At 63.0% G+C, this 25,863-nt stretch carries 27 protein-coding genes, 4 tRNA genes and 1 riboswitch; of the genes, 16 read left to right on the plus strand and 15 right to left on the minus strand.

Features of this window, described 5'->3' with window-relative positions; genetic code table 11:
- The first annotated feature begins 66 nt into the window (after window positions 1-66).
- Entirely contained in the window at window positions 67-3,507 is a 3,441-nt protein-coding gene (locus tag VWY60_RS10670; protein WP_416536747.1) for a pyruvate carboxylase, read from the plus strand.
- 115 nt (window positions 3,508-3,622) lie between these two features.
- Here VWY60_RS10670 and VWY60_RS10675 read toward each other — a convergent pair whose 3' ends face one another.
- Window positions 3,623-3,829 (minus strand): hypothetical protein, encoded by a 207-nt coding sequence (locus tag VWY60_RS10675; RefSeq protein ID WP_416539190.1) that lies wholly within the window; start codon window positions 3,827-3,829, stop codon window positions 3,623-3,625.
- A gap of 233 nt (window positions 3,830-4,062) precedes the next feature.
- Between VWY60_RS10675 and VWY60_RS10680 the strand changes: the two genes are divergently transcribed.
- The 6 genes from VWY60_RS10680 (at window position 4,063) to VWY60_RS10705 (ending at window position 8,298) form a co-directional block, all read left to right on the plus strand.
- A tRNA-Gly gene (locus VWY60_RS10680) sits at window positions 4,063-4,137 on the plus strand.
- 158 nt (window positions 4,138-4,295) lie between these two features.
- Complete coding sequence (locus VWY60_RS10685) at window positions 4,296-5,270, plus strand: DNA cytosine methyltransferase (RefSeq protein WP_416540446.1); 975 nt, start codon at window positions 4,296-4,298, stop codon at window positions 5,268-5,270.
- Between the two features lie 102 nt (window positions 5,271-5,372).
- Entirely contained in the window at window positions 5,373-6,284 is a 912-nt protein-coding gene (locus tag VWY60_RS10690) for a NaeI family type II restriction endonuclease (protein WP_416540447.1), read from the plus strand.
- A 67-nt stretch (window positions 6,285-6,351) separates the two neighbouring features.
- Window positions 6,352-6,426 (plus strand) — tRNA-Gly (locus tag VWY60_RS10695).
- Between the two features lie 243 nt (window positions 6,427-6,669).
- Window positions 6,670-6,744: transfer RNA gene (locus VWY60_RS10700), tRNA-Gly, on the plus strand.
- Window positions 6,745-6,945: 201 nt separating this feature from the next.
- The gene (locus tag VWY60_RS10705) at window positions 6,946-8,298 is read left to right on the plus strand and encodes an aminotransferase (RefSeq protein ID WP_416540448.1); all 1,353 of its coding nucleotides are present in this window, start codon (window positions 6,946-6,948) and stop codon (window positions 8,296-8,298) included.
- 508 nt (window positions 8,299-8,806) lie between these two features.
- On the opposite strand, the gene VWY60_RS10710 is transcribed toward VWY60_RS10705, so the two are convergent.
- Entirely contained in the window at window positions 8,807-9,046 is a 240-nt protein-coding gene (locus tag VWY60_RS10710) for an Lrp/AsnC family transcriptional regulator (RefSeq protein WP_340545022.1), read from the minus strand.
- 203 nt (window positions 9,047-9,249) lie between these two features.
- Between VWY60_RS10710 and hisB the strand changes: the two genes are divergently transcribed.
- On the plus strand, window positions 9,250-9,837 hold the full coding sequence (hisB, locus tag VWY60_RS10715) for an imidazoleglycerol-phosphate dehydratase HisB (RefSeq protein ID WP_340545021.1): 588 nt from the start codon (window positions 9,250-9,252) through the stop codon (window positions 9,835-9,837).
- Entirely contained in the window at window positions 9,838-10,476 is a 639-nt protein-coding gene (gene hisH, locus VWY60_RS10720) for an imidazole glycerol phosphate synthase subunit HisH (RefSeq protein ID WP_340545020.1), read from the plus strand. It begins immediately after the preceding gene.
- A 94-nt stretch (window positions 10,477-10,570) separates the two neighbouring features.
- On the opposite strand, the gene VWY60_RS10725 is transcribed toward hisH, so the two are convergent.
- Window positions 10,571-11,302 (minus strand): AraC family transcriptional regulator, encoded by a 732-nt coding sequence (locus VWY60_RS10725; RefSeq protein WP_416540796.1) that lies wholly within the window; start codon window positions 11,300-11,302, stop codon window positions 10,571-10,573.
- A gap of 102 nt (window positions 11,303-11,404) precedes the next feature.
- On the opposite strand from VWY60_RS10725, the gene VWY60_RS10730 reads away from it, so the two are divergent.
- Together VWY60_RS10730 and VWY60_RS10735 are read left to right on the plus strand one after the other, a co-directional pair.
- Window positions 11,405-11,941, plus strand: a complete 537-nt coding sequence (locus VWY60_RS10730) for a peroxiredoxin-like family protein (protein ID WP_416540449.1) — start codon at window positions 11,405-11,407, stop codon at window positions 11,939-11,941.
- Window positions 11,942-12,113: 172 nt separating this feature from the next.
- Window positions 12,114-12,365 (plus strand): WGR domain-containing protein, encoded by a 252-nt coding sequence (locus tag VWY60_RS10735; protein ID WP_416536740.1) that lies wholly within the window; start codon window positions 12,114-12,116, stop codon window positions 12,363-12,365.
- Window positions 12,366-12,437: 72 nt separating this feature from the next.
- On the opposite strand, the gene VWY60_RS10740 is transcribed toward VWY60_RS10735, so the two are convergent.
- On the minus strand, window positions 12,438-12,824 hold the full coding sequence (locus VWY60_RS10740; RefSeq protein WP_416536739.1) for a DUF2147 domain-containing protein: 387 nt from the start codon (window positions 12,822-12,824) through the stop codon (window positions 12,438-12,440).
- A 193-nt stretch (window positions 12,825-13,017) separates the two neighbouring features.
- On the opposite strand from VWY60_RS10740, the gene hisA reads away from it, so the two are divergent.
- Entirely contained in the window at window positions 13,018-13,740 is a 723-nt protein-coding gene (hisA, locus tag VWY60_RS10745; RefSeq protein WP_416540450.1) for a 1-(5-phosphoribosyl)-5-[(5-phosphoribosylamino)methylideneamino]imidazole-4-carboxamide isomerase, read from the plus strand.
- A gap of 118 nt (window positions 13,741-13,858) precedes the next feature.
- Here the strand turns inward: hisA and VWY60_RS10750 are convergent, their stop codons facing one another.
- Window positions 13,859-14,305, minus strand: a complete 447-nt coding sequence (locus VWY60_RS10750) for a DUF302 domain-containing protein (protein ID WP_416540451.1) — start codon at window positions 14,303-14,305, stop codon at window positions 13,859-13,861.
- 273 nt (window positions 14,306-14,578) lie between these two features.
- On the opposite strand from VWY60_RS10750, the gene VWY60_RS10755 reads away from it, so the two are divergent.
- From VWY60_RS10755 to VWY60_RS10765, 3 genes are read left to right on the plus strand one after another with little or no spacing between them, the layout of a single operon-like run.
- A complete protein-coding gene (locus VWY60_RS10755) occupies window positions 14,579-15,061 on the plus strand; it encodes a DUF2867 domain-containing protein (protein ID WP_416535526.1) in 483 nt (160 codons plus the stop codon).
- A 35-nt stretch (window positions 15,062-15,096) separates the two neighbouring features.
- Window positions 15,097-15,858: an imidazole glycerol phosphate synthase subunit HisF gene (gene hisF / locus VWY60_RS10760; RefSeq protein ID WP_340545012.1), complete on the plus strand. Its 762-nt coding sequence runs from the start codon at window positions 15,097-15,099 to the stop codon at window positions 15,856-15,858.
- On the plus strand, window positions 15,855-16,172 hold the full coding sequence (locus tag VWY60_RS10765) for a phosphoribosyl-ATP diphosphatase (RefSeq protein ID WP_416540452.1): 318 nt from the start codon (window positions 15,855-15,857) through the stop codon (window positions 16,170-16,172). The genes hisF and VWY60_RS10765 overlap by 4 nt, the downstream gene beginning before the upstream one ends.
- A 213-nt stretch (window positions 16,173-16,385) precedes the next feature.
- Here the strand turns inward: VWY60_RS10765 and VWY60_RS10770 are convergent, their stop codons facing one another.
- The 3 genes from VWY60_RS10770 to rlmB form a co-directional block, all read right to left on the minus strand.
- Complete coding sequence (locus VWY60_RS10770; RefSeq protein WP_416535524.1) at window positions 16,386-16,856, minus strand: CoA-binding protein; 471 nt, start codon at window positions 16,854-16,856, stop codon at window positions 16,386-16,388.
- A 367-nt stretch (window positions 16,857-17,223) separates the two neighbouring features.
- A complete protein-coding gene (locus VWY60_RS10775) occupies window positions 17,224-17,838 on the minus strand; it encodes a YHS domain-containing (seleno)protein (protein WP_416540453.1) in 615 nt (204 codons plus the stop codon).
- A 218-nt stretch (window positions 17,839-18,056) separates the two neighbouring features.
- Window positions 18,057-18,833, minus strand: coding sequence for a 23S rRNA (guanosine(2251)-2'-O)-methyltransferase RlmB (rlmB, locus tag VWY60_RS10780; protein WP_340545008.1), 777 nt, complete (start codon window positions 18,831-18,833; stop codon window positions 18,057-18,059).
- Window positions 18,834-18,953: 120 nt separating this feature from the next.
- Here rlmB and VWY60_RS10785 point away from each other — a divergent pair.
- A tRNA-Tyr gene (locus VWY60_RS10785) sits at window positions 18,954-19,037 on the plus strand.
- A gap of 224 nt (window positions 19,038-19,261) precedes the next feature.
- On the opposite strand, the gene VWY60_RS10790 is transcribed toward VWY60_RS10785, so the two are convergent.
- From VWY60_RS10790 to bioB, 7 genes are all read right to left on the minus strand, one after another.
- Complete coding sequence (locus VWY60_RS10790) at window positions 19,262-19,789, minus strand: DUF2478 domain-containing protein (protein WP_340545007.1); 528 nt, start codon at window positions 19,787-19,789, stop codon at window positions 19,262-19,264.
- Between the two features lie 96 nt (window positions 19,790-19,885).
- Complete coding sequence (locus VWY60_RS10795; protein ID WP_416540454.1) at window positions 19,886-20,674, minus strand: methyltransferase; 789 nt, start codon at window positions 20,672-20,674, stop codon at window positions 19,886-19,888.
- Window positions 20,671-21,291: a pimeloyl-ACP methyl esterase BioG family protein gene (locus VWY60_RS10800; protein WP_416540455.1), complete on the minus strand. Its 621-nt coding sequence runs from the start codon at window positions 21,289-21,291 to the stop codon at window positions 20,671-20,673. The genes VWY60_RS10795 and VWY60_RS10800 overlap by 4 nt, the downstream gene beginning before the upstream one ends.
- A gap of 3 nt (window positions 21,292-21,294) precedes the next feature.
- Window positions 21,295-22,593 carry an adenosylmethionine--8-amino-7-oxononanoate transaminase gene (gene bioA, locus VWY60_RS10805; protein WP_416540456.1) on the minus strand — a complete coding sequence of 433 codons (1,299 nt, stop codon included), beginning with the start codon at window positions 22,591-22,593 and terminating at the stop codon, window positions 21,295-21,297.
- On the minus strand, window positions 22,590-23,309 hold the full coding sequence (bioD, locus tag VWY60_RS10810) for a dethiobiotin synthase (protein ID WP_416540457.1): 720 nt from the start codon (window positions 23,307-23,309) through the stop codon (window positions 22,590-22,592). Before bioD ends, bioA begins: the two co-directional genes overlap by 4 nt.
- Window positions 23,306-24,445, minus strand: coding sequence for an 8-amino-7-oxononanoate synthase (locus VWY60_RS10815; RefSeq protein WP_416540458.1), 1,140 nt, complete (start codon window positions 24,443-24,445; stop codon window positions 23,306-23,308). The genes bioD and VWY60_RS10815 overlap by 4 nt, the downstream gene beginning before the upstream one ends.
- Window positions 24,445-25,422, minus strand: coding sequence for a biotin synthase BioB (gene bioB, locus VWY60_RS10820; RefSeq protein ID WP_416535518.1), 978 nt, complete (start codon window positions 25,420-25,422; stop codon window positions 24,445-24,447). The genes VWY60_RS10815 and bioB overlap by 1 nt, the downstream gene beginning before the upstream one ends.
- A gap of 209 nt (window positions 25,423-25,631) precedes the next feature.
- A riboswitch (TPP riboswitch) is annotated at window positions 25,632-25,760 on the plus strand.
- Window positions 25,761-25,863: the final 103 nt, after the last annotated feature.

The following is a 25,863-nucleotide window of genomic DNA, read 5'->3' on the forward strand; positions in this document are numbered from 1 at the left end:
CTACGTCTATACCGGACCCTAATTTGCGCTTATCACTCCGCCAAACTGCACGACCCCGAGGAAGCCATGACTGACTTCAAGAAAATCCTGATCGCCAACCGCGGCGAAATCGCCATCCGCGTCATGCGGGCAGCCAATGAGATGGGCAAGAAGACGGTTGCCGTCTATGCCGAAGAGGACAAGCTGGGCCTGCACCGGTTCAAGGCGGATGAAGCCTATCGGATCGGCGAAGGTCTGGGACCGGTTGCCGCCTATCTGTCGATTGACGAGATCATCCGCGTGGCCAAGGAAAGTGGCGCCGATGCGATCCACCCCGGCTACGGCCTGCTGTCGGAGAACCCGGATTTCGTGGATGCCTGCGCCCGCAACGGCATCACCTTTATCGGTCCGAAGGCGGAAACCATGCGCGCGCTCGGCGACAAGGCCAGTGCCCGTCGCGTCGCAATCGAGGCCGGCGTGCCGGTGATCCCCGCCACCGAAGTGCTGGGCGATGACATGGATGCGATCCGCGCCGAAGCGGCTGAGGTCGGCTATCCCTTGATGCTGAAAGCCTCCTGGGGCGGCGGCGGTCGCGGTATGCGCCCGATCCACAGCGAATCCGAACTTGAGGAAAAGGTGCTGGAAGGCCGCCGCGAAGCGGAAGCGGCCTTTGGCAATGGCGAGGGCTATCTGGAAAAGATGATCACCCGCGCCCGCCACGTCGAGGTACAGATCCTGGGCGACAAACATGGGCAAATCTACCACCTTTATGAGCGGGACTGCTCGGTGCAGCGCCGCAACCAGAAAGTGGTCGAGCGTGCGCCCGCCCCCTATCTGACCGAGGAACAGCGCGCCGAAATCTGCGATCTGGGCCGCAAGATCTGCCAGCATGTGAACTATGAATGCGCAGGCACCGTCGAATTCCTGATGGATATGAACGACGGCAAATTCTACTTCATCGAGGTGAACCCGCGGGTGCAGGTGGAGCATACGGTGACCGAGGAAGTCACCGGCATCGACATCGTGCAGGCGCAGATCCTGATCGCCGAGGGCAAGACCATTGCCGAGGCCACCGGCAAGGCATCGCAGGACGAGATCCAGCTCAATGGTCATGCGCTACAGACCCGGGTGACCACCGAGGATCCGCTCAACAACTTCATCCCGGATTACGGTCGAATCACCGCCTACCGCTCGGCCACGGGCATGGGCATCCGTCTGGATGGCGGCACCGCCTATGCGGGCGGCGTGATCACCCGTTACTATGATTCGCTGCTGACCAAGGTGACGGCCAAGGCCCCCACCCCGGAAAAGGCGATTGCCCGCATGGACCGCGCGCTGCGTGAATTCCGGGTGCGCGGTGTCAGCACCAATATCGCCTTTGTCGAGAACCTGCTGAAACACCCGACCTTCCTGTCGAATGAATACACCACCAAATTCATCGACGAGACGCCGGAGCTGTTCCAATTCGCCAAGCGCCGCGACCGCGGCACCAAGGTGCTGACCTATATCGCTGATATCTCGGTGAACGGGCATCCCGAAACCGAAGGTCGCCCGGCGCCTCATCCCGATCTGAAAGAGCCGCGCGCGCCCAAGGCCGATGCCGCGACGCAGCCCTATGGCACCCGCAACCTGCTGGAGCAAAAGGGCGCGCAGGCCGTGGCCGACTGGATGAAGGCGCAGCGTCAGCTGCTGCTGACTGATACCACCATGCGCGACGGCCACCAGTCGCTGCTGGCCACCCGGATGCGCAGCCATGACATGATCAAGGTGGCCCCGGCCTATGCCCAGAACCTGAGCCAGCTGTTCTCGGTCGAGTGCTGGGGCGGTGCGACATTCGACGTGGCCTATCGCTTCCTTCAGGAGTGCCCCTGGCAGCGCCTGCGCGACCTGCGCGAGCGGATGCCAAACCTGATGACCCAGATGCTGCTGCGCGCCTCCAATGGTGTCGGCTATACCAACTATCCCGACAATGTGGTGCAGAGCTTTGTGAAACAGGCGGCCACCGGCGTTGATGTGTTCCGCGTCTTTGACAGCCTGAACTGGGTCGAGAACATGCGCGTCGCCATGGATGCGGTCGTTGAAAGCGGCAAGATCTGCGAAGGCACCATCTGCTACACCGGCGATATCCTGGATCCGAAGCGCGCCAAATACGACCTGAAGTATTATGTCGGCATGGCCAAGGAGCTGGAAGCGGCAGGCGCGCATATTCTGGGCCTGAAGGACATGGCGGGCCTGCTGAAGCCGGCCGCTGCCCGCCAGCTGGTCAAGGCGCTGAAGGAAGAGGTCGGCCTGCCGGTCCATTTCCACACCCATGATACCTCGGGTGTGGCTGGTGCCACCATCCTGGCGGCAGCGGATGCCGGCGTCGATGCGGTGGACGCCGCTATGGACGCCTTCAGTGGCGGCACCTCGCAGCCCTGCCTCGGCTCCATCGTCGAAGCGCTGCGCAACACCGACCGCGACACCGGGCTGGACATCGCCAAGATCCGCGAAATCTCGGACTATTGGGAACAGGTGCGGATGCAATATGCCGCCTTTGAATCCGGGTTGCAGGCGCCCGCCTCGGAGGTCTATCTGCACGAGATGCCCGGCGGCCAGTTCACCAACCTGAAGGCACAGGCGCGCAGCCTGGGGCTGGAGGATCGCTGGCATGAGGTCGCCCAGACCTATGCCGATGTGAACCAGATGTTCGGCGATATCGTGAAGGTGACGCCCTCGTCCAAAGTGGTTGGCGACATGGCACTGATGATGGTCAGCCAGGGTCTGAGCCGTGACGACGTCGAGGATCCGAAGAGTGATGTGGCCTTCCCGGACTCGGTTGTCGACATGATGCGCGGCAACCTCGGCCAGCCTCCGGGTGGCTTCCCTGAGGGGATCGTCTCCAAGGTGCTGAAAGGCGACGCGCCCAATCTGGATCGCCCCGGCGCCCATCTGGACCCGGTCGATCTGGAAGCGACCCGTGCGGAGCTGTCGCGGGAGCTGGAAGGCAAGGCCGTCGATGACGAGGATCTGAACGGCTACCTGATGTATCCCAAGGTCTTCCTCGACTACATGGGCCGCCATCGCCAATATGGTCCGGTCCGCAGCCTGCCCACCCGCACCTTCTTTTACGGGATGGAACCGGGCGAGGAGATCACCGCAGAAATCGACCCCGGCAAGACGCTGGAAATCCGCCTGCAGGCCATCGGCGATACCGATGACAAGGGCGAGGTGAAAGTCTTCTTTGAACTAAACGGCCAGCCCCGCGTCATCCGCGTGCCGAACCGTCTGGTCAAGGCGACGACGCAGGCCCGGCCCAAGGCCGAGCAGGGCAATGCAAACCATGTCGGCGCGCCGATGCCCGGCGTCGTGGCCACCGTTGCCGTGCAGGTTGGCCAGCCGGTGCATGAGGGCGACCTGCTGCTGACCATCGAGGCGATGAAGATGGAAACCGGCATTCATGCCGAGCGCGATGCGGTGGTGAAGGCCCTGCATGTGCAGGCAGGCGGGCAGATCGACGCCAAGGATCTGCTGATCGAGCTGGAGTGATCACAGCCCGCGCCTGTCACCGATGACAGGCACTGCGACTATCACATGAAGGCGTCCCCGCATTCCGGGGGCGCCTTTTTCTGTCAGGTGGCGCGGTCTGCCAGATGCGCGGTGGTCAGATCAGCGCCTGTGTCTCGATCTGTGGTGGCATCATCACCGGCGCCTCGGCGGTATGAAGACCCGCAGCCTGCCCATCCGTGGTGAGTTTGGCACCGATCGCCAGACCAATGGCGACGGTCAGGCCAAGGATGCGCAATGTGTCCAGCCTGTCGTCCAAGGATTTACCCATCCGGTCGCGCAGCGGTTTGCTAAGCAGTGTCATCTCGGGGCTCCCTTTCGGTTTCGCAGATATCTCCGCGGGTTGGCCCGGCTCGTTGGCTCGCAAACATCAGGTCGTCTTGGCCAGGCTCATGTCATCATCATAAGGGTAAAACGCCGCACGTGGCGGCTTCCGTCGCTCAAAACACCGTGACGGTCATTTTTTGCCGACGGCTTTGCGTTTTTCCCTTGCAGCCCTGCCTGTGAATGACTAAATCCGCTTCACCGAATGGCAGCGCGGGCGTAGCTCAGGGGTAGAGCATAACCTTGCCAAGGTTAGGGTCGGGCGTTCGAATCGCCTCGCCCGCTCCATTTGGATACATGAAAAGGCCACCGTATGCAGACGCAACGGTGGCCTTTCGCGTTTGTGAAATACGACATAGCCTCTGGCTTGCGCGGAATCACTTCAGCGCCTAAGAACAGAGCGCGAACAGCTGCAACGGCAGCATGAGAACAGGTGATACGGCAGCATGCTCACATCGGTAGAACTCTGCGCTGGTGCAGGCGGCCAGGCACTGGGGCTTGAGAAAGCCGGCTTTGACCACACCGCGCTGGTCGAAATCGACAAACATTGCTGCGCCACCCTGCGCCACAACCGGCCCCAGTGGAATGTGCTGGAAGAGGATGTGCGCGCCTTCAAGGCGGATGCCGACGCCTATCGCGGCATTGACCTGCTGGCTGGCGGGCTGCCCTGCCCACCATTTTCGGTGGCAGGTAAACAGCTGGGCGAGAAGGACGAGCGCAACCTCTTTGACGATGCCATCGAAATCGTCGCCGCCACCCGCCCCCGCGCGGTGATGATCGAGAATGTGCGCGGCTTTCTGGATGCAGTATTCCATGACTACCGCGAGAAGCTGAAGAAACAGCTGGCCAAACTGGGCTATGAGACCGACTGGCGCCTGCTGAATGCTTCCGACTTCGGCGTGCCGCAGCTGCGCCCGCGGGTGGCCATCGTCGCCCTGCGCAAGGAATTCTCGGGCCAGTTCAACTGGCCCGAGCCGCTGCCGCATAATCCCCGCACCGTGGGCGAGACCCTGCTTGACCTGATGAAGGAACGCGGCTGGCGCGGGGCCGAGGATTGGGCCGCCAGGGCCGATGAGATTGCGCCAACGATTGTGGGCGGCTCCAAGAAACATGGCGGGCCGGACCTCGGCCCCACCCGGGCGCGGCGCGCCTGGGCCGCCTTGGGCGTCGAGGGGCGCACCATCGCCTATGAGGCGCCGGATCCCTTTCACAACGACATGCCGCGCCTCACCGTGCGGATGGTGGCGCGCATTCAGGGCTTCCCCGACAGCTGGCATTTCACCGGGGCCAAGACCAACGCCTATCGCCAGGTCGGCAATGCCTTTCCGCCGCCGGTGGCCGAAGCCGTGGCCCGGCAGATCCGTCAGGCCATCGCACGCCCCAGCCTGAAGGTGGTGACCAGCCCTGCCACCGGGCGTTGATCGGGCCGTCGTGATGGCGCTGCGCGATGTAGGGCCACATCCTGCCCTGTCACCTTTCCCAAAATACTCAAGCCACGGCTGCAACCGGGAACAGGCTCTGCGATGAAACAGAAACTGCCGCCCAGCCGGATCCATCCCGGCCATGCCGATCACCTGCTGCTCAGCGCGCTGGCACAGGAGATCACCAGCCGCGCAGGCGGCCCGATGGAGCTGGCGGCCGACTTTCCGCTGATGCTGCGCACGTGCATCGACGATGTGATCCTGACCGCCAAGACCGGGCGGCGCGCCTATGAGGATCTGGAAAAAACCGAGAAGACCTATATCGGCACCCGTGTCGAGATTGAGCTGCGGGCGCTGCTGCGCCTGCCAAAGGGGCGGCTGGATACCGTGATCCTCGGCCATGATGTGGATATCAAACACACCATGGGCAGCAATTGGATGATCCCGACCGAAGCCGTCGACCAGCCCTGTATCCTGGTGGCGGCGGATGAGCCGCGGGCGCGCTGTTACCTCGGGCTGATCGTCGCGCGGCAGGCCTATCTGACCGCCGGTCAGAACAAGGACGCCAAACGCTCGATCTCGGCCGAGGGGTTTGGCAATATTCTCTGGCTGCTCTGTGATCAGCCCTATCCGGCCAATTTCTGGCGCCTGCTGCCGGAGCGGGTGGTGGCGCGTATCTTTGCCGGGGAGAGCGGCAATGCCCGGATGGCGACGCTGTTCCGGGAGGTGCAGCGTCAGCCGATTCCTCGTGACGTCGTCGAGGCGGTGGCCGCGCAGAAGGATTTCATGCGACGGATCCGTTCGGATGGCGGCCATGGCACGCGGGACCTGCTGGGGCGGGAGGGCATCGTTATCCTCGAGGGGCGCAAGGATGCGCAGCTGATCCGCGCGCTTGACCTGCCCCATTGCGGCGGCTCGGAGTTCATATCGGCGCAGCTCTCCAACCTGACGCAGGCGCGGCTGGCCGCCAGCGCTGGTCACACGATCCGCGAAGATTTTTTCGATCCGAGGTGAAAACCCGCTGTTTTTCGGTTGCAGCCCTGCGCGCAATTGCCTATTCACCGCCTCACCGGATGGCAGCGCGGGCGTAGCTCAGGGGTAGAGCATAACCTTGCCAAGGTTAGGGTCGGGCGTTCGAATCGCCTCGCCCGCTCCATCGGGATCACAAAGGCCGCTCTTTTGAGCGGCTTTTTGTTTTTCTACCAAAAACACAGGGTTACCCGGCCATCTAAGGTGTCTTTACGGCGATGACGATTGCGGCGATCTGGATCTGCGCACAGGGCTGACGTGCAGGGCTGACGTGCGGGTGGGCGTCCGATTAATTTCTTCACGCAGCTGTCATTTTTCCTCTTGCAGGTGCTGCGGCAATTTCCTAAACACCGCCTCACCAAATGGCAGCGCGGGCGTAGCTCAGGGGTAGAGCATAACCTTGCCAAGGTTAGGGTCGGGCGTTCGAATCGCCTCGCCCGCTCCATTTGGACTGCAAAGGCCGCTCTTTCCGAGCGGCCTTTTGCGTTTCCGCACCCGGATCAGCGCCACGATGCGCTTGCGCGAACATTTGATCAAATTCCTTTGACGCGACTCTCAAAACCCGCCAATGCTGTGCCAAAGGGGCCAGAGCCCCATCGCCTATGCGCCGCAGGTCTGGCGCTTCAGCTCAGGAGGACAACAGCCCATGGCCCCGGTCATCTATCCCACCACCAATTTCACCGCCACCGAACAGCTCTGCCTTGAGCGCGGCGAGGGCATCTATGTGTTCGACAGCGAGGGCAACAAATATATCGAAGGGCTGGCCGGGCTCTGGTGTACATCGCTGGGCTACAGCAATACCGAAGTGATGGATGCGATCACCGAGCAGCTGCATAGGCTGCCATTTTCGCACACCTTTGGCGGCAAGACCCATCAGCCGATCCAGGATCTGGCGAAGAAGCTGGCCGCGATGGTGCCGGTGGAGGACGCCTATATCTTCTTTGGCAACTCAGGCTCCGACGCCAATGACACCCATTACAAGATGCTGCGCTATTACTTCAACGCAATCGGCAAGCCGGAGAAGCGCAAGATCATCACCCGCGAGCGCGGCTATCACGGGGTCACGGTTGCAGCCGGCTCGCTGACCTCCCTGCCCGCGAATCTCGCGCATTTTGATGCCCCGCTGGAGGCGCTGTCGATCCTGCGCGCCGACTCGCCGCATTATTACACCGCCCGCAAGGGCAATGAGACCGAGGCGCAGTTTGTCGAGCGCATCCTTCAGAACCTCGAAGACCAGATCCTGGCGGAAGATCCCGAAACGATTGCGGCGATGATCGTAGAGCCGATCACCGGCGCCTCTGGCGTGATCGTGCCGCCGGAGGGTTACTATGAGGGGCTACAGGCGCTGCTGCGCAAATATGGCATTCTGGTCTGGGCCGATGAGGTGATCTGTGGCTTTGGGCGCACCGGCGCCGATTTCGGCTGCACCACCATGGGCATCAAGCCGGATCTGATGACCTTTGCCAAGCAATTGTCCTCGGCCTATTTCCCGATCTCGGCCTCGGTCATTCCGGGCTGGATGTATGAGGCGATGGTGGATCAGACCAATCAGGTCGGCGTGTTTGGGCATGGCTATACCTACTCCGGGCACCCGGTCGCCTGTGCGGCAGCGCTGAAAACACTGGAGATTTACGAGCGTGACAACCTGTTTGAGCATGCCGCCGAGGTGGGCAGCTATTTGCAAACGCAGCTGCGCGAGATTTTCACCGACCATCCGCTGGTGGGCGAAGTGCGTGGCAAGGGCCTGATCGCGGCGCTGGAACTGGTGTCGAACAAAACCACCGGCGCAAGCTTTGACAGGGGTCTTGCCGGGGCGACCGCGCAAAGGCTGTGTCAGCACAATGGTCTGATCCTGCGGGCCGTGGCCGGGAATGCGGTCGCGCTCTGCCCGCCGCTGATCATCACGAAGGATGAGGTGGACGACATGCTGGCACGCCTGAAAACCGCGATCGACGCCAGTTTCGAAGAGCTGAAAGCAGCCGGTCACCTGGCGCATTGAGGCCGCAGACGCCCCGGTGTGCAACGACGGACCGACAAGAGCAGCGCCCCGGCTGAGGCGCTGCTTTTTTATCGCCCCCAAGACCTCCGCCTAGCCAGACAACAGGCTGATCGCGACACCCGCGAGATCTGTGCGATATCCGGTAATGTCACAATCTTGCGGTTTTTCCCCGTGAAAGGATCACAAATTACTGCGAGGTTTGTCTTATCCCAAGGGTGTTCCAAACCTTGCATTTCAGCACCAGCGCATTTCGCGATCCCGCATGGCCCTGTGGTCGGATGGTTTCGGGGGGAACCTGATGGTCCGGGACCTGTGGGATACGGAGACCAATGGGTCCGGGGACCACTGTATCCGGTAGGTCGGGGGAACCGGGGCATGGGACGTGAGGCGGCACGGACCGCGTCACTCCCTGCCGCCGGACAGTCTGGCTGAAACTCTGCGTGAAGTTCTGCCTGACAGGCTGCGGGCCTCAGAGCTTCCTGTCTGAGCCTATGAGCCGGATCCCAGGTCAGAAGACCTTGAAGGTCATCGTTGTCAGCGAGCGTTCGATTCCCTCGATATCGAGCAGCTGATCGTTGATGTATTTGCCAACATCCTGATCGCTGGGAATGTAGAGTTTCATCAGGAGATCATAATCGCCACTGGTGGAATAAAGCTCGGAGTGGATTTCACGCAGGGCAATCTCTTCGGCCACTTTGTAGGTGGTGCCGGGTTTGCAGCGGATCTGGATAAAGACGCAGGTGGACATGATGGCCCTCAACTGTTTGGGAATGCGTGGTTTGCGCGCCAAGCTGGCATGCGGGCGCAGCAGAGGCAATCCCCGGCGACGGGCATGAGAGGCTGGCCGCAGACAATTGGCGCAACAGTTTTGCGCCAATTGACGCGGCAGGCTTGAGCGCGGCCCCGCCCTGCCCCTATAAGCAGCGGCAGGATATCAAGGACATGCCGACCATGCGTACCGCTCAGATCACCCGCAAGACCGCCGAAACCGAGATCAGTGTCGAGATCAACCTCGATGGCACTGGTGCCTATGACAATCAGACCGGCGTCGGTTTCTTTGATCACATGCTGGACCAGCTGTCGCGCCACTCGCTGATCGACATGACCATCCGCGCCAAGGGTGACTATCACATCGACGACCACCACACGGTGGAGGACACCGGCATTGCACTGGGTCAGGCGCTGGTTGCCGCACTTGGCGACAAGAAAGGCATCAACCGTTATGGCGAATGCCACCTGCCGATGGATGACGCCCAGGTGCGCTGTGCGCTGGATCTGTCGGCACGCCCCTTCCTGATCTGGAACGTTGAGCTGCCAACCCAGAAGATCGGCAGCTTTGATACCGAGCTGGTGCGCGAGTTCTTTCAAGCCTTGAGCACCCATGGCGGCATCACCCTGCACATCGACCAGCTGCACGGGTTCAACAGCCACCATATTGCCGAGGCCGCGTTCAAGGCGGTGGCGCGCGCGCTGCGCACCGCCGTTGAGACCGACCCGCGCAAGGCGGATGCGATCCCGTCCACCAAAGGCGCTCTGTAAATGCTGACCGCGATCATCGACTATGAATCGGGCAATCTCCACTCCGCCGAAAAAGCCTTTCAGCGCATGGCGCGGGAGGTGAATGGCGGCGAGGTGATCGTGACCTCTGACGCGGATGTGGTGGCGCGGGCCGATCGGCTGGTGCTGCCCGGCGACGGCGCCTTTCCGGCCTGCGCAGAAGAACTGCGCGGCCATCGCGGCATCTATGAGGCGATGGTGGAGGCGGTCGAGCAGAACGGCCGACCCTTCCTCGGCATCTGCGTCGGCATGCAGCTGATGGCCACCACCGGTCATGAGTATCGCGAGACGCCCGGCCTTGGCTGGGTTGAGGGCGATGTGGTCAAGATCACCCCCAGCGACCACAGTCTGAAAGTACCGCATATGGGCTGGAACAATCTGGTGATCGACCATGACCACGCGATTTTTGATGGTATTTCCTCAGGCGATCACTGCTATTTCGTGCATTCCTATCATTTCCGCGTCACCGATCCGGCGGAACGGCTGGCGCATGTGGACTATGGCGGCGATGTCACGGCCGTCATCGGGCGCGACACCATGGTGGGGATGCAGTTTCACCCGGAGAAAAGCCAGGATATCGGCCTGCGGATGATCGGGAACTTTCTGACCTGGCGACCGTGACACAGCGGTTGGCCCGCAGCATATGAAAAGCCGCCTGCTGCACAGGCGGCTTTTGTTTTTGAGTATTTATGGAAAGATGACAGGCGGGGCGCGATCAGGCCGCTGCCCTGCGCAGCGAGAGCGGCGCCGCGCCATAGGCCTTGCGAAAGGCACGGCTGAAGCCTTCGGGGCTGGCATAGGCATAGCGGCGGGCCACGGCCTCCACCCGGTCGCCGCGCGTGAGATCCTGATGCGCCAGAATCAACCGCCAGCGGCGCAGGTACCCCATCGGGGTTTCGCCGACAGCGGCCCCGAACAGCTCGGCAAAGCGGGACAGCGACAGGCCGGCGACCTCGGCCAGATCGGCATTGCTCCAAAGGCGGCCGGGGTGATCGTGCATCGCCACAATCGCCCGGCTGAGACGCGGGTCGGACAGCCCTGCCAGCAGCCCCGGCTCCGTAGCACCCTCGCGGATCTGATGCCGCAGCAGCCGCACCATCAGCACCTCCCCCAGCCGGTTGATCACCGATTGTGCCCCGCAGCGCTGCGCATCAGCCTCATCCCGCATCAACCACAGCAGATCCCGGGCCTCCGGCTTGTCGGCGATGTCATAATCCACCAGCCCGGGCAGTGCGGCGATGAGCGGATTGCGGCGCCCTGACCAATCCACCCGTGCCGCCCACATCACCCTGTCGGGCGGTTGCGCCGGGGCATCATCACAACTGCTGTAGAGCAGCCGCACCGGCTCCCCCGACGCATCCGCCAGAGCGATAAGATTGGCCTCTCCCGGTGCGGCAGCGCGAACGGAGAGCTGGAAACGCTCCATCAATGTGGTCAGGCGGTCCATGGCATCGGTGTTTCCGTCAGGTTTTTCGGATTTATCTGACACTATGCTGCGTCATACTTCGAGACAAGCCCCCAGAGCTGACTTCGAACAAGGAGCGACAACATGTTGATGCCACGCCAACCCACGCCCGATCTGACCCTGCCAACGCTGGACCATGGACCGTTTGACCTGTCGCGGGAAGACAGCCAGCGCGGCACCGTGATCTGCTTCTATCGCGGACTGCACTGCCCGATCTGTGCCAACTACCTCAAGGAACTGGAAAAACGGGTGACCGATTTCGCCAGCCGTGGCGTGAACTGCATTGCGGTCAGTTCGGACGGCGAAGAGCGCACCCGCGCCATGGCCGAGAAGATCGAGGCGAAGAACCTACGGTTTGGCTATGATCTGCCCCTGAATGTCGCCCGCCAATGGGGTCTGTACCTGTCGACCTCACGCGGGAAGACATCAATCGGGATCGAGGAGCCGGCGCTGTTCTCCGAACCGGGCCTGTTCATGGTGACCCCGGAGCAGACGCTCTACTATGGGTCGGTGCAGACCATGCCCTTTGTCCGGCCGCATTTTTCAGAGCTGGTATCGGCGCTGGATTTCGCCATCGCCAACGACTATCCGGCGCGCGGCGAATACGACGGCGACGTCTGACGCGGGCTGCGCCAGGTCGCGGCGCCAGTCGGCCACGGCGTGCTGTGGCCGGATCGCCACCTGCCTCAGGTCGACAGGCAGAAATCCGGGCAAGAATGGATGGACAGCGGTGCCGCACAAGGGCATACACCGCAGACCCAGATTATCCCAGTCGCTTGCAGGTCACCGTCCGGTGCAGATCCGTCTTGAAAAATTCGACCACCAGGAAGGCCAGCACCGCTATTGCGTGCTGCATCTGAGCCGAACCCTGTTTGGCGAATGGTGTGTCGAGCAGACCAGCGGGCCCTTGGGTGAGGCCGGAGGGCAGCAGCGGCGCAGCTACTATGCCTCGCAGGAGATCGCGCTGGCCGCAGCGGCGCAGCAGCGCGACCGTCAGATCAAACGCGGCTTTGTCCCGATTCCGGTTCAGCTGGGGCTGTTCTAGACGGGCACAAAAAAGGCGGCGCAGACATACCGTCCACGCCGCCCGTCCGATCACTCACAGCAATCCGGCTGTTTACTTCACGCGGCTCCAGGTCTGTTTGGAGCAGATCAGCCCGCCCGCGACACAGCCCCGCAGAGCCAGCGATGCGCCCGACAGGTTCATCTTGCCGATGTAGATCTTGTTGTTCGACGGCCGCCAGACCTTGCCCGCATAAGACCCGTCGCCATTGGCCACCATATCGATCACCAATGTCTTGCCGATATTGGGGGATTTATACTCTCCCTCGGCATTGAAGGTCCGGCTGATCTTGCCGCAGACCGCCGCGCCGCAGGGCGCCATGGTGACATGCGCATAAGAGCCGTCATCCGTCTGCGTCTTCCAGGTGCCCAGTACCGGATCCGCCGCGGCCATGCCCGCCAGCCCCAGTGCAAATGTCACGCCAAGTGCCAGTTTCTTCATGTGTCATCCTCCCTTTTGCAGCCAGTCTGGCCGCCAACAGGCAATTCAGGCAAGCTTGACCTCGGGTCGCGTTGCAATCACGGGCCGCCTTGTGCAAAAGAGGCGTCAGAGCAGGCCCGCCCCCGATCACCGGCGACCGGAGGCAGCGGCCCCGGCTCAGACAGTTCTGGCAGTACCGATAAGGGCACGCGATATGATCCTCTACCCCGCAATTGATCTCAAGGACGGGCAAGCCGTTCGCCTGCTGCATGGCGATATGGACAAGACAACGGTCTTCAACGACGATCCGGCCGCACAGGCGCTGGAGTTTGTCGCCGCAGGCTGCGAATGGCTGCATCTGGTCGATCTCAACGGTGCCTTTGCAGGCGAGCCGGTCAATGCGGCCCCGGTCGAGGACATTCTGAAACGGTGCCAGGTGCCCGCACAGCTGGGCGGCGGTATTCGCGATATGGCGACCATCGAACGCTGGATCGACAAGGGGCTGGCGCGGGTGATCCTTGGCACCGTGGCGGTGGAAAATCCCGATCTGGTCCGCGAGGCGGCACGTGCATTCCCGGGCAAGGTTGCCGTCGGCATTGACGCGCGCAATGGCCGCGTAGCGACCAAAGGCTGGGCCGAGGAAACCGATGTGATGGTTACGGATCTGGCAAAATCCTTCGAAGACGCAGGTGTTGCCGCGATCATCTACACCGATATTCTGCGCGACGGCGCCATGAAGGGGCCGAATATCGAGGCAACGGCAGATCTGGCCAATGCCGTCAGCATCCCGGTGATCGCCTCGGGCGGCGTGTCCTCGCTCGACGATTTGCAGGCCCTGAAATCCTGCGGCGCGCCGCTCAATGGCGCGATTTCCGGCCGCGCCCTCTACGATGGGGCCATCGACCTCGCGCAGGCGCTGAAGGTCCTGAAGGGCTGAGACCTGGTCTTCTTCTGGCCGAAAATATCCCGGGGGTGAATGGGCCAAAGGCCCAGAGGGGGCAGCGCCCCCGCCCCGGCCCCCGCTCCCGGTTGGCTCCAGCTGCCCCCGCAGCGGATCAGCGCGCGGCGGCCGCCGTCAGTTTTGCCAGCGCGCCCCGCATCTTGGCGATGACATCGGCATCAGCCGCCATATCCAGACCAGCCAGCATCTCTGACGGGTTTTCATAGGTCAGCCAGACCTGCCCCTCGGCATCCTCATGGACCAGAACCTTCAGCGGCAGGAAAAGCCCCGCCCGCATATCCGCCTGCATCGCGGGGGTGCCCAGCTGGGGATTGCCAAAGATCAGGAGTTGCGCCTCGGCGAGGGACATATCCACGGCTGCCGCACCCGCAGCGTGGTCCACCCGGGCAAAAACCGTGGCCCCGGCGCCTTCGACCGCCGTCTGTAGCGCATCCATGGTGTCAGACACGGAACTCGGGCTCGGAACCGTCATCAGTTCGGCTGCGGCCGGGATCGCGGAGAGCGCAGCAAGAGTTCCGGCAAGGGCAAGGGATTTGATCATGGCGATGGCTCCGAGAAAATGACAACATGCCAGCAGCACAGGCCAAGCAGGGCAAACAGGCAATTCACATCTCAGGCATCGGCAGAGTGTCGCTGACCTGACCGCCCCTCTGTGGCCCACCCTCTGCCAGGCAAGACCCGCGGTCGACACCCCAGGGCCACGCGCGGCCTGCGGCACCGCGCCTGCTTTCCATTCCTCACGTAATGGCGTCTATTGCGCGGCGACAGCGCAACCGGCGCCTCCGGTTGCGATCACAGACACGAAAGTTCTCCCATGCCCCGCGTCCGCAAGACCCGCCTCCCAGACAGCGCCCGTTTGTGGCAGATGGTATCGCCCGGTGATTTTGTCGATGGCTATGCGGTCGACAGTCCGCTCACCCCGCGTGAAGCCGCCGATATCGGCCTGTCGATGCCGGGCTGGGCAGCCGCACTCCTGCGGCTGCGCAATGCCTTGGTCCGCCCGCTCGGACTGAAGACCGAGGTGAGCGACAGCGGCGAGGGCGCGATTTTTCCGGTGACATTCGAGGACAGCCGCGAGCTGATCCTGGGCGCCGATGATGCTCATCTCGATTTCCGGATCACCGTATTGCGGCACGAAGGACGGATTCACATGGCCACCTGGGTGCATCGTCACAATCTGCTGGGACGGATCTATCTGGCGCTGGTGATGCCGTTTCACATCCTGATCATCCGTGACAGCATGCGCCGCATCGCGCGGCACCGCCCGATGATTGCATCCCAACCACCCGCGCAGTAAAGACACAAGGCACCCCCAGCGGCAAAGGGATCGCCATGCTGAAGACCCGTATCATCCCCTGTCTCGACGTGGCTGACGGCCGCGTGGTCAAAGGTGTCAATTTTGTCGGCCTGCGCGATGCCGGAGACCCGGTTGAGGCAGCCAAGGCCTATGACGCGGCAGGCGCGGATGAAATCTGCTTTCTCGACATTCATGCAACCCACGAAAATCGCGGCACCATGTTCGATATGGTGCGGCGCACCGCAGAGCAGTGTTTTGTGCCGCTGACCGTGGGCGGTGGGGTGCGCACAAAGGATGATGTGCGCGCGTTGCTGCTGGCAGGCGCCGATAAGGTGTCGTTCAATTCCGCAGCCGTGGCCAACCCGGATGTGATCCGCGAGGCGGCCGATCAGTTTGGCAGCCAGTGCATCGTCTGCGCCATCGACGCCAAGACCGTGGCCCCCGGCAAATGGGAGATCTTCACCCATGGCGGGCGCCGCGAAACCGGCATTGATGCGGTGGACTTCGCCCGGCTGGTCGTTGCCAAGGGCGCCGGGGAAATCCTGCTCACCTCGATGGATCGCGACGGCACGAAATCTGGCTTCAACCTGCCGCTCACCCGCGCCATTTCGGATGCGGTTGACGTGCCGGTGATTGCCTCTGGCGGGGTTGGCACGCTCGACCATCTGGTCGAGGGCGTCACCGAAGGCGGCGCCAGCGCGGTTCTGGCGGCGTCGATCTTCCACTTTGGCGAATACACCATCCAGGAGGCCAAAGAGCATATGGCCAAGGCCGGTATCCCGATGAGGCTGACATGAGCCTGCTGCACGATCTCGAAGCTACCATTCGGTCCCGCAAGGGGGCTGATCCGGAGAGCAGCTGGACCGCCAAACTGCTGGCCAAGGGTCCAGAGAAATGCGCCGAGAAATTCGGCGAGGAAGCCATTGAGGCCATCATCGAGGCGGTGAAGGACAACACGGCCGGACTTGCCTCCGAGGGCGCCGATGTGCTGTATCATTTTCTGGTGATGCTGGCGGCCCGCGATGTGGCGCTGGATGATGTGCTAAAGGTGCTGGCCGAGCGTCAGGGTCTGAGCGGCATCGCCGAGAAGGCCGCCCGCCCCAAGGGCTGAAATCCAGGCCATGCGGCGGATCAGGGGAGGCGCTGCCTCCGCGCGGCACGCGCGGCTTGCCCTTGACGCGCAAAGACCCCTTACAATCGTTAAGGTCCTTCAAGGGGATCCCAACACATCGTCTGCGCCGCGCAGCGGCGCCCGGCCCAACCGTGTATGCCGCCCGTCAGGGCGGCGGGAATGGGCGGGAGCGCCCTGCCCGGCGGTCGGGCATCACAGTTTCGACGAGATGATTCCGGTGGCAAACCCACCCATGCGCAGCTCGCCAAACAGGCGCTGATATTCGATCTTGGGGCACCGGTTCTGGATCACGGTGAGGCCCGCCGCTTCTGCCCGTTCAGCCGCTTCGGCATGTTCGACCCCGATCTGCATCCAGATCGTCTGCAGCCCCTCGCAGACCTCCAGCGCCTCCTCGACAATGGGTGGGACTGCCTCTGAGCGGCGAAAGATGTCGACCATGTGCACCGGCTCGTCGATGTCCCGTAGACTGGCGTGAATGGTCTGGCCGAACAGGGTTTTGCCGGCATGACCGGGATTCACCGGCAGGACGCGATAGCCCTTGAGCCCGAGATAGCGGGCCACATAGTAGCTGGGACGCACCGGGTTCGTGGAGACCCCGACCACGGCAATGGTCTTGCTCCGTGTGAGCACGTCCTTCAGATGTCGATCGGAATAGTCTGGCATCGCTCCCCCGGCTGTTCTGGCCTTGTATCAAGGCGCCCTCATCGCGCTTCGATCTGCCTGACCCTATCGGCTGGGACACGAGGTGCAAGATGAATTGCAACGGCTCTGACGCCCGCTGGCGGACCAGCCTGTTGGTGCAAGAACGAGAGATAAAGCCCGGTCAGACAATAAAAAAGCGCCCAGGACAAACCTGGGCGCGAGGTATGGAACGAGGGACAGTGAAAAAGATCTGCGAAGGTTCCAATTCGCAGTCTGTTAATAATATGGGATGGTCATCGCGTTTTGAAAGGGATCCTCTCAAATTCGTGACATTTCTCCTGCGGGGCCAGTCACATAGGCCCATAGCACAAGCAGGCGTTCGAGGCGGTCATTTGCGCAGGACGGCTGGCCACTGCTGTTCGGCATCAGCGATCAACCTCAGCCGCTCCGCCTCCCAGGCGGCCAATGCGCTGGGGTTGTTCAGGAGATAGAGTCGCCCGTCAGCAATCACCCAGAGCGTCGGATTGCCGGGCGCCAGATATCCCTGCGACAGCGCATAGGCGCAATAGCCGCCAAATCGTGGCGCAAAAGCTCTGGGATTGCGTTCGAATTCTTCCTGATTCTGCGATGAGGCAAAGCGCCAGATCGCCCCGCGCCACAGGATCGCATGGTCTTGCTGACCGGGGATTGCCGCGCCATCCTGAAAGAACGCCACCACGTCATGGCCGCCCACCGCCAGCCCCCGCGGCGCGGAGACCAGTGCAACCTCCGCCCGTGCCGGCGCGGCTGTCAGCGTCGCTGCGGCCAGGGTGATCAGCGCGCCCAGGCACAGGGCGGCGAGCCTGGATCCCGCCTTGCCATCGCTTCGCGATGCGGCCCCGCCGACCACCAGACCGACCAGCAAACTGGCCAGCAAACCAGCCACCAATCCTGCCGAGGCACCCAACACGGGCTGCGCGCAGGCGCGCCAGCTCCGGCAGATGATGGCAGTCGAGAACGTCACGGGCGTGCAGGTCCTTGTCAGGCAACTGAGGTTGGAATGAAAGCGCAGCAAGAACAGTCGCTCTTACCCGGCCAAGTCTGCCCGGCGCGCAGGCCGCTGCAAAGGGTGGATACGCATTTGTGATGGATCCGTGACCTTTGCACAGATGCGCCCAACCCCTGATCGGGGCTGGGCCGCCGCTAGCGGTTCAGCTGGCGGCATCGACAGGCAGACAAGGCTTAGCGCGCAATGGAGGCATAAAGCGCAATCGCCGCGGCATTGGAGACGTTCAGCGATCCGAATCCGCCCGCCGCATCAATCTTCACCAGATGATCCACAGTTTCCTTGGTCTTCTGGCGCAGGCCCGGCCCTTCTGCCCCCAGCACGAGGGCTACCGGATCCCCCTTGCGCCCCTCAAGCACGGTTTCGATGGTCTCTTCCGCCTCGCCATCAAGGCCGAGCACCAGAAACCCCATCCGCTGCAACTCGACGATGGTATCGGCGAGATTGCGCATCCGCAGATAGGGTTGGCGCTCAAGCGCGCCGCTGGCGGTTTTTGCAAGGGCGCCGGTTTCCGGTGCCGAGTTGTGCCGCGTGCCGATCACGGCGCTGGCGCCCAGCACCTCGGCCGAGCGCAGGATGGCACCGACGTTATGCGGATCAGTGACCCGGTCCAGCAGCACCACACGCGGGCGTTCGGCACCGATGCAGTTTTCCGCCAGACCGCCCCAGTTCAACGGCTTGACCTCCATCGCCGCGCCCTGATGGACGGATTGTTTGTCGATCGGCGGATTGAACTTGCGCGGGTCGATCACCTCGGCTTCGATGCCCGACTGGGCGATGGCATCGGCCAGTTTCGCCTCGGCGTTCTGGGTCACCATCAGACGCAGTTTTTCGCGCTTGGGATTGAGCAGCGCATCGCGCACCGCATGCAGACCAAACAACCATACCGTTTCCGCCGAGGCTGCCTTTTTGGACTGCTCTTTTTCGACGACCCATTTGGGTTTTTTAGACATTTTGCTCTCCAGCAGAAAGAAATCCGGACCCGTGTGAAAATCTGGCGATTTTCCTGTTGACGCCCCTTTGGCCTGCTTGTAATCACGCCTCCACATCAGGTGCAACACGCAACTGATTGTGGGCGACAGGCCGCAAGGTGTGGCAGGGGACTGTAACTCCCTCGCGGAGACGCACGCCTGGTTCGATTCCAGGGTCGCCCACCATCTTCTCTCTTTCAGTGACGGTAAGCAAGAAGATGGTGGCAGCCGCCCGGACCATGGGCGCATCTCGCAAGCCTCTGATACATATCACTATTCCGGCACATCAAGACGCTCGGCCGCCGAGCTGCTTTCCATGTCATCTGCTGATGATCCGTGGCTGCGGCAGAAGAAAACCGGCGCAGCAATCTGCGCCGGCCTCATCGAATTGGAGGTTGGACGCGAAGGCTTCAGCGGTCCTGTTCGGCCTGTGCGACGGCGGAATGGACCCAGCTCACCAACGCCTCAAGGTCCGGTTCGGCCTCCTGTGCCAGCCCGTCGGAAAAGCTCTGAAACGCCTCCACATTCATCCGGTTCACACCTGAAACCACGACCGCGCCGCGCGCCAGCGCTTCGCCTATAACGGGGCGCATCCCGCGCCCGTCAGCTTCGTGTTTGCCAAATTTATTGACCAGCAGAACCTGCGGCGCCGGGTCCTGCCCCAGCGCTGCCGTGACCTGTCCAACCGCGCGCTCCAGCGCCTCGGGGTTCAGGCGGCAGCCGCGTGCCTCGGGGCCGAGAGACTGCGAGATGCGGATGGTTTCGCCCGCGGGCAGAACGCGCACATCCATGTCACAGAGCTGGCTGTCGTAGCATTCGGTGTTGGTCTGGACGATGCCAGCCAGCCGCAGCCCATCGGCCTGCAACCGCTCCGCCAGGGCGCTGAGCAGTTTATCGGTGGCACCGCGTTCCTGGGTCATCACGTAGGACAGATGCATTGTGGCCTCTTGCTAGGAAATTGCGTGCCCGCAGGCTAACCCCAAATGCACATGACAGCCAGAGGCCCGATTGCCGCGCGATACACGACTTTGGCATCAGACACGCTGTGCCAGCATCAGCACCGGATCATAGGTCAGCCGCACGCCCCCCTGATGGCCAAAGCGGCGACGATAGTCCTCCTCGAACTGGCGCAGCCTTCTGCGGGTCCAGCCTCCCCGAGACTGGCCATTCACGCCCGTTGCCCGCAGGTGGCGCAGCACGGCGCGCGGGGTCTCAAAGCTGAGCGTGATCGGAGCCTGCCGCAACTCGACCAGTCGCAGCCCCGGCGGCAGATGCTGCGCCCATTCGTGGTGATCCATGTAGTTGGGCGCCGCCGCCCCGGACCCCAGCGCGACCAATTCGTGGAAATGCGCGTGCCCAAAGCCAGAGAGCGCCAGCCAGCCACCGGGGCGCAGCGCGGTCTCAAACCCTTGCAGGAGGGAAGGCAGGTCGCCGATCCACTGCACAACCGAGGCAGCCGCGATCAGGTCCAGGTTTTCGGGCAGCGCGAGGGTTTCGATCCGTCCCGGCAGGAAGAGCGCCGATTGCCCATGCGCTGCCAGAACCGGCTGAAGGCCTGCCTCTGCCTCTGGCACAAGGTCGTTGAGGGTGAGATGGCGGACCGACAGATCCCGCAACAGCGCATCGGTCAGATGGCCGGTCCCTGCCCCGAATTCAAACAGATGTGCGACGGGTGAGGTGCCGATATGTGCAGCGAGGAGCGCCGACAGCTCTGCCGCTATCTGTGCCTGCGCGCTGGCAGCATCGTGGTAGCTCCCAAGCCCACGGCGAAAGGCGCGGGCCACGCGGGCGGCATCCACGGTTGGGGGGGCCAGATCCCTCATGACAGCAGGGCCTGCCAGCTGTCGAAGTGATCAAACGGCGCATGGGCGGCTGTGGGCAGCTCCCTGAGCGCCACGCCCGCCCAGGCCCAGTGCTGATTTGCGGGCGGAAAGATTCGGTCCCGCCCAGCGATCCAGACCAGATCAAAGCCGACAGCCGGCGCCGGTCCGCGCTGCGCGACCGCATGCAGCTCGGCCCGGCGAGCGTCAATGTCGATCTCATGGGGAGACTGCGGCGCATTGAATGTCCGGCGCAGGAACTGGGCAAAGCTCTGCTCACTCAGCCCCTCTGCGGTCCTGGCCATCACCTCCGGCGGGATGCCGCGCGTCTCGTCCACAGGCGCAAGGGTGCCGTTGACCGCGACCTTGCGATCAAAGGGATCGCCGCGCCCCTGCTGCCAATGGGCATAACCCGCAACGCCGAAAGACCAGGCCAGCAGCGTGACATGATCGTAGCCAGACAGATCGGGGAGATCGGCATCAAGGCTGCGGAAATCGCTGACAAACAGAACATCCTCAGGGCCGGTGAGATGCGCAAAAACATCCGCCCCAATCGCCCAGCCGCCGAAGACCACAATGGCCTCGGCTGCCTCGTTCTGTTTGAGCCAGCGGAATTCCATCGCCTAGAGTTCCCGCGCCAGCCGCAGCATGCCTGCGGTGATTTCGCTCAGTTGCTCCGGCGATGTGATGAAGGGCGGCATCGTGTAGATGTTGGTGCCGAAGGGGCGCAGGAACACGCCCATCTCATGCGCCCGCGCGTGCGCCTCATCCGCCGAGACGCGGTGCTTCATCTCGATGACACCAATGGCGCCCAAGACCCGCACATCAGCCACATTGGGTAGATCGCGGGCCGGGGCCAGTTCGGCCTGCAACTGCTCAGCGATGGCCGCCACGGTGCCGCGCCAGTCCTGTCCGGTCAGCAGATCCAGAGAGGCCTTAGCCGCGGCGCAGGCCAGCGGATTGCCCATGTAGGTCGGCCCGTGCATGAACAGACCGGGACTGCCGCCGCCGATGCCTTCCGCCACACGGTCGTTGGTCATGGTGCAGGCAAAGGAGATATGGCCGCCGGTCAGCCCCTTGCCAAGGCAGATGATATCCGGCTCCACTGTGCAAAAATTGGTAGCGAACAGCTCCCCCGTGCGGCCAAAGCCGGTGGCGATTTCGTCGAAGATCAGGAGGATACCCAGCTCATCGCAGATGATACGGGCCTGATTGAGATATTCCGGGTGGTAGAAATACATACCGCCAGTACCCTGCACCACAGGTTCCAGGATGAAGGCGGCAATACTTTCTGCGTTGGCCTCCAGCACATCGCGCAGTTCACCCAGGCCGTTCCGGGCCGGGTCGTCCACCCAGTCCTCATGGATGCGGACCGGCGGGCGGGAGACGAAGTGCTGCACGCTCAGCGCGCCCTGGAACAGGTGGTGCATGCCGGTGTCGGGGTCGCAGACGCTCATCGCCTTCCAGGTATCGCCGTGATAGCCGGCGCGGATGGTGGCGAACTGCTGGCGGTCCGGCTGGCCGATAGCGTGCTGGTACTGCACCGCCATCTTCATCGCGACCTCGACCGAGACCGAGCCGCTGTCGCAGTAAAAAATGCGCGTCAGGCTTTCGGGCGCGATCTCCAAGAGCTTGCGGCCCAGGTCGATGGCGGGGTCATGGGTCAGCCCGCCGAACATCACATGCGGCAGGGTGTCGAGCTGGGTGTGGATCGCCTTGGTGATTGCCGGATTTTTATGCCCGTGCATCATGCACCACCAAGACGACATGGCGTCGATCAGCCGGGTGCCGTCGTCCAGGGTGATGTACATGCCCTCGCTTTCCTTCACCACAAAGGTTGGGCCGGGCTTGGCCACGTTGGTGTAAGGGTGCCAGAGGTGCTGCTGGTCGAATTCCAGCTGGGTGAGGTCTGCCGCACTCATGCCATCTCTCCTTGGTCCAAGGCCTCCTTGATCAGGTCCACGTTGATGCTTTCGGCAAAGGTATCTTCGAGCACCGTTCTGGTCCGGTCGATAGACCGGGCCGCGCCCGACCCTCCCCCCGGGAGGGCGCTTCGCACCCGCCCAGGCTCGGGCGTGGCCCTCAGCTCTTCCATGAAGGGCAGCCGCCCCAGATGTGCCACCTGGCCGAACTGGCAGATGGTTTCCTCCACCGCCGGTTCCGCGTCGCCTATGAAGGCCACGCCGACCACCGGACAGCCTGCATCGCGCAGCGCCTTCAGTGACAGGAGCGTATGGTTGATGGTCCCCAGCTGCGTCCGGGCGCAGAGGATCACCGGTGCGCGCCAGCGGGCGAACAGGTCGAGGTACAGCAGCTTGCGGTTCAAGGGCACCATCAGCCCGCCCGCGCCCTCGGCCACCAGCACGCCGTCCACCTCGGGCAACGGCAGCGTATCCGGGTCGATCTCCACCCCTTCGGCCTTCGCCGACAGATGCGGCGAGGCGGGCAGTTGCAGCAGGTACCCCTCCGGCAGCGCCGGGCGGCCCGACAGGCGGGCGACGATCTGGCTGTCGGTCTCCTCCTCCAGCCCGGATTGCACCGGCTTCCAATAGGTCGCGCCCAGCGCCTGCACCAGACCGGCGGAAAAGATGGTCTTGCCGATGCCGGTATCGGTTCCGGTGACAATCAGCGCGCTCATGCTGCACTCTCCATTTCCCGGGCGAGGTCTTCGAACATCCGGGTGATGACCTCTGCCCCCGTATTCAACGTGATCGACAGCCGCAGCCGCGAGGTGCCGCGCGGCACCGTCGGCGGGCGGATGCCGCGGATGTCATAGCCGCAGGCCTGCATCCTCGCGGCCAGCGCCATGGTGCGCTTATCGTCGCCAATCACCACCGGCAGGATCTGGCTCTGGAAACCCTCCAGCCCGCACTGGCGTTTGGCCTCATCATGCGCATGAGTAATCCCCTGCCACGCCCGCTCGCGGCGGCCCGGGTTCTGTTGCAGCTCCTGCAAGGCGGCCCGCACCAGTGCCGCGTTCAGCGGCGACGGCGCGGTTGCGAAGATGAAGCCGCGCGCTTTGTTGATCAGAGTCTCGATCAAAACCTGCTGGCCGCAAATCAAAGCGCCGGAAGCGCCCAGCGCCTTCCCGCAGGTGTGCAAGGAAAGGACGTTGGGGCGGTGGGCGATGTCATGTGCCAGCCCGCGGCCCAGATCGCCGAACACGCCGGTCGAATGCGCCTCATCCACCACCAGCACTGCGCCCTCTGCATCCGCCAGCGCCATCAGCGCACCGAGCGGCGCCAGGTCGCCGTCCATGGAATAAACCGCCTCTACCGCGATCCAGACCTGGCCTGAACCGCCTGTCGAGCGCCAATCCTTCAGCACCCGTGCCGCGTCCTCCGCATCGCCATGAGCGAAGCTGCGGGTCTCTGCCCGGCCCAGCCGCATCCCGTCATGGGTGCTGGCATGGATCAGCGCATCATAGAGCACCAGATCCCCCTGCTGCGGCAGGGTGGAGAAGATCGCCTGATTGGCGTTGAAGCCGCCGCCCATGAACAGCGCCGCCTCGGTGCCGAAAAACGCGGCCGCCTCCGTCTCCAGCAGCTGGTGTTCGGCGTCATTGCCGCGCAAAAGGCGCGAACCGCCCGCCCCCACCGGCACCCCGCGCGCCAGCGCATCTGAAGCGGCGGCGCGCAGCACATCGCTGCCTGCCAGCCCAAGGTAGTCGTTGGAGGCAAAGTCATGCCCGTCCCGCGGCATCAGTTGCCGGTAGCGTCCGCGTGTGCGCAGCGCTTCCAGCGATCTGTCATGCCTTGGGAAGGCGCCCGCCATCAGCGGCTGCCGTCGCAACCCGCAGCCATGGCGGTGATGCCCAGACGGTCGAATAGCTGCTGATCCTTGTCCTCTTCGGGGTTGTCGGCGGTCAGCAGCGTGTCGCCCACAAAGATCGAGTTGGCGCCGGCAAAGAAGCACATCGCCTGCATCTCGTCCGACATATCGGTGCGGCCGGCCGACAGGCGCACATGCGACTTCGGCATCAAGATGCGGGCCAGCGCCACGGAGCGGACAAATTCGATCGGATCCAGCTTCTCGACATTGGCCAGCGGCGTGTCGGCGATCGGGATCAGCATGTTGACCGGCACCGAATCCGGATGCACCTCCAGCGTCGCCAGCGCCAGCATCATGTCGATGCGGTCCAGCTGCTGCTCGCCCATGCCGACGATGCCGCCGGAGCAGACCTTGATGCCCGCCTCGCGCACCCGGTTCAGGGTGTCGATCCGGTCGGCAAAGGTGCGGGTGGTGATGATCTCGGAGTAATACCGCTCCGAGGTGTCGATATTGTGGTTGTAATAATCCAGCCCTGCGTCGCGCAGGCGGAACACCTGTTCCTCGTCCAGCATGCCCAGCGTCATGCAGGTTTCCATGCCCAGGTCCTTGACCCCCTGCACCATCGCCTCAAGTGCGGCCATGTCGCGGTCCTTGGGCGAGCGCCAGGCGGCCCCCATGCAGTAGCGCGTCGCGCCGCCTTCCTTGGCTTTCCTGGCCTCGGCAATCACCCGCTGCACCTCGATCAGCTTGGAGGCCGAGAGCTGCGCGCCGTTGCGCGCCGACTGCGAGCAATAGGCGCAATCCTCGGCGCAGCCGCCGGTCTTGATGCTCAGGAGCTTGGATTTCTGCACCTGATTGGGATCGAAATACTGTCGGTGCACGCTGTGCGCCTCAAACAGCAGATCCATGAACGGTTTGTTGTAGATCGCTTCCGCTTCCTCGCGGGTCCAGTCGGTGCGGATGGGTGCAGCGTCCAGCATGCTGTCTCCTGTTCTCTATACCTGTCGGCCATGCGCGGATGGCGTTGCGGTTTTATAGATAACTTGTAGGGTTGCGATCAAGCGCAAAGCTGCGATGCAGCGATTTGCCCCACCGGAGGAGTCATCTTGGATTTAGTGCATTGTTATTTATACATATAAATAATCTATAAAATTACAGGTTGACGGGATGACAGCATCTCCCCTACCCCTAAGGCACGCAGGGGAGTCCCGCCAAGGGGACTGAGAGGCGTTTTGGTGCGGGGCAACCCAAACCGGCGGCGCGACCCTTTGAACCTGACCCAGTTGATACTGGCGTAGGAAGCTAGGCATGCATGGCGCCGGGACAAATACACCCCGACCACCCTGCGTTGACCGAACAAGAGGGCCGCGCGCTCTCTGTTTCCCGAGCCAAGCCTCATCTGGTGTCTTTTCTGAGTCTAG

The sequence above is a fragment of the Phaeobacter sp. JH20_26 genome, from assembly GCF_048056275.1.
Taxonomy (GTDB): domain Bacteria; phylum Pseudomonadota; class Alphaproteobacteria; order Rhodobacterales; family Rhodobacteraceae; genus Phaeobacter; species Phaeobacter bryozoorum.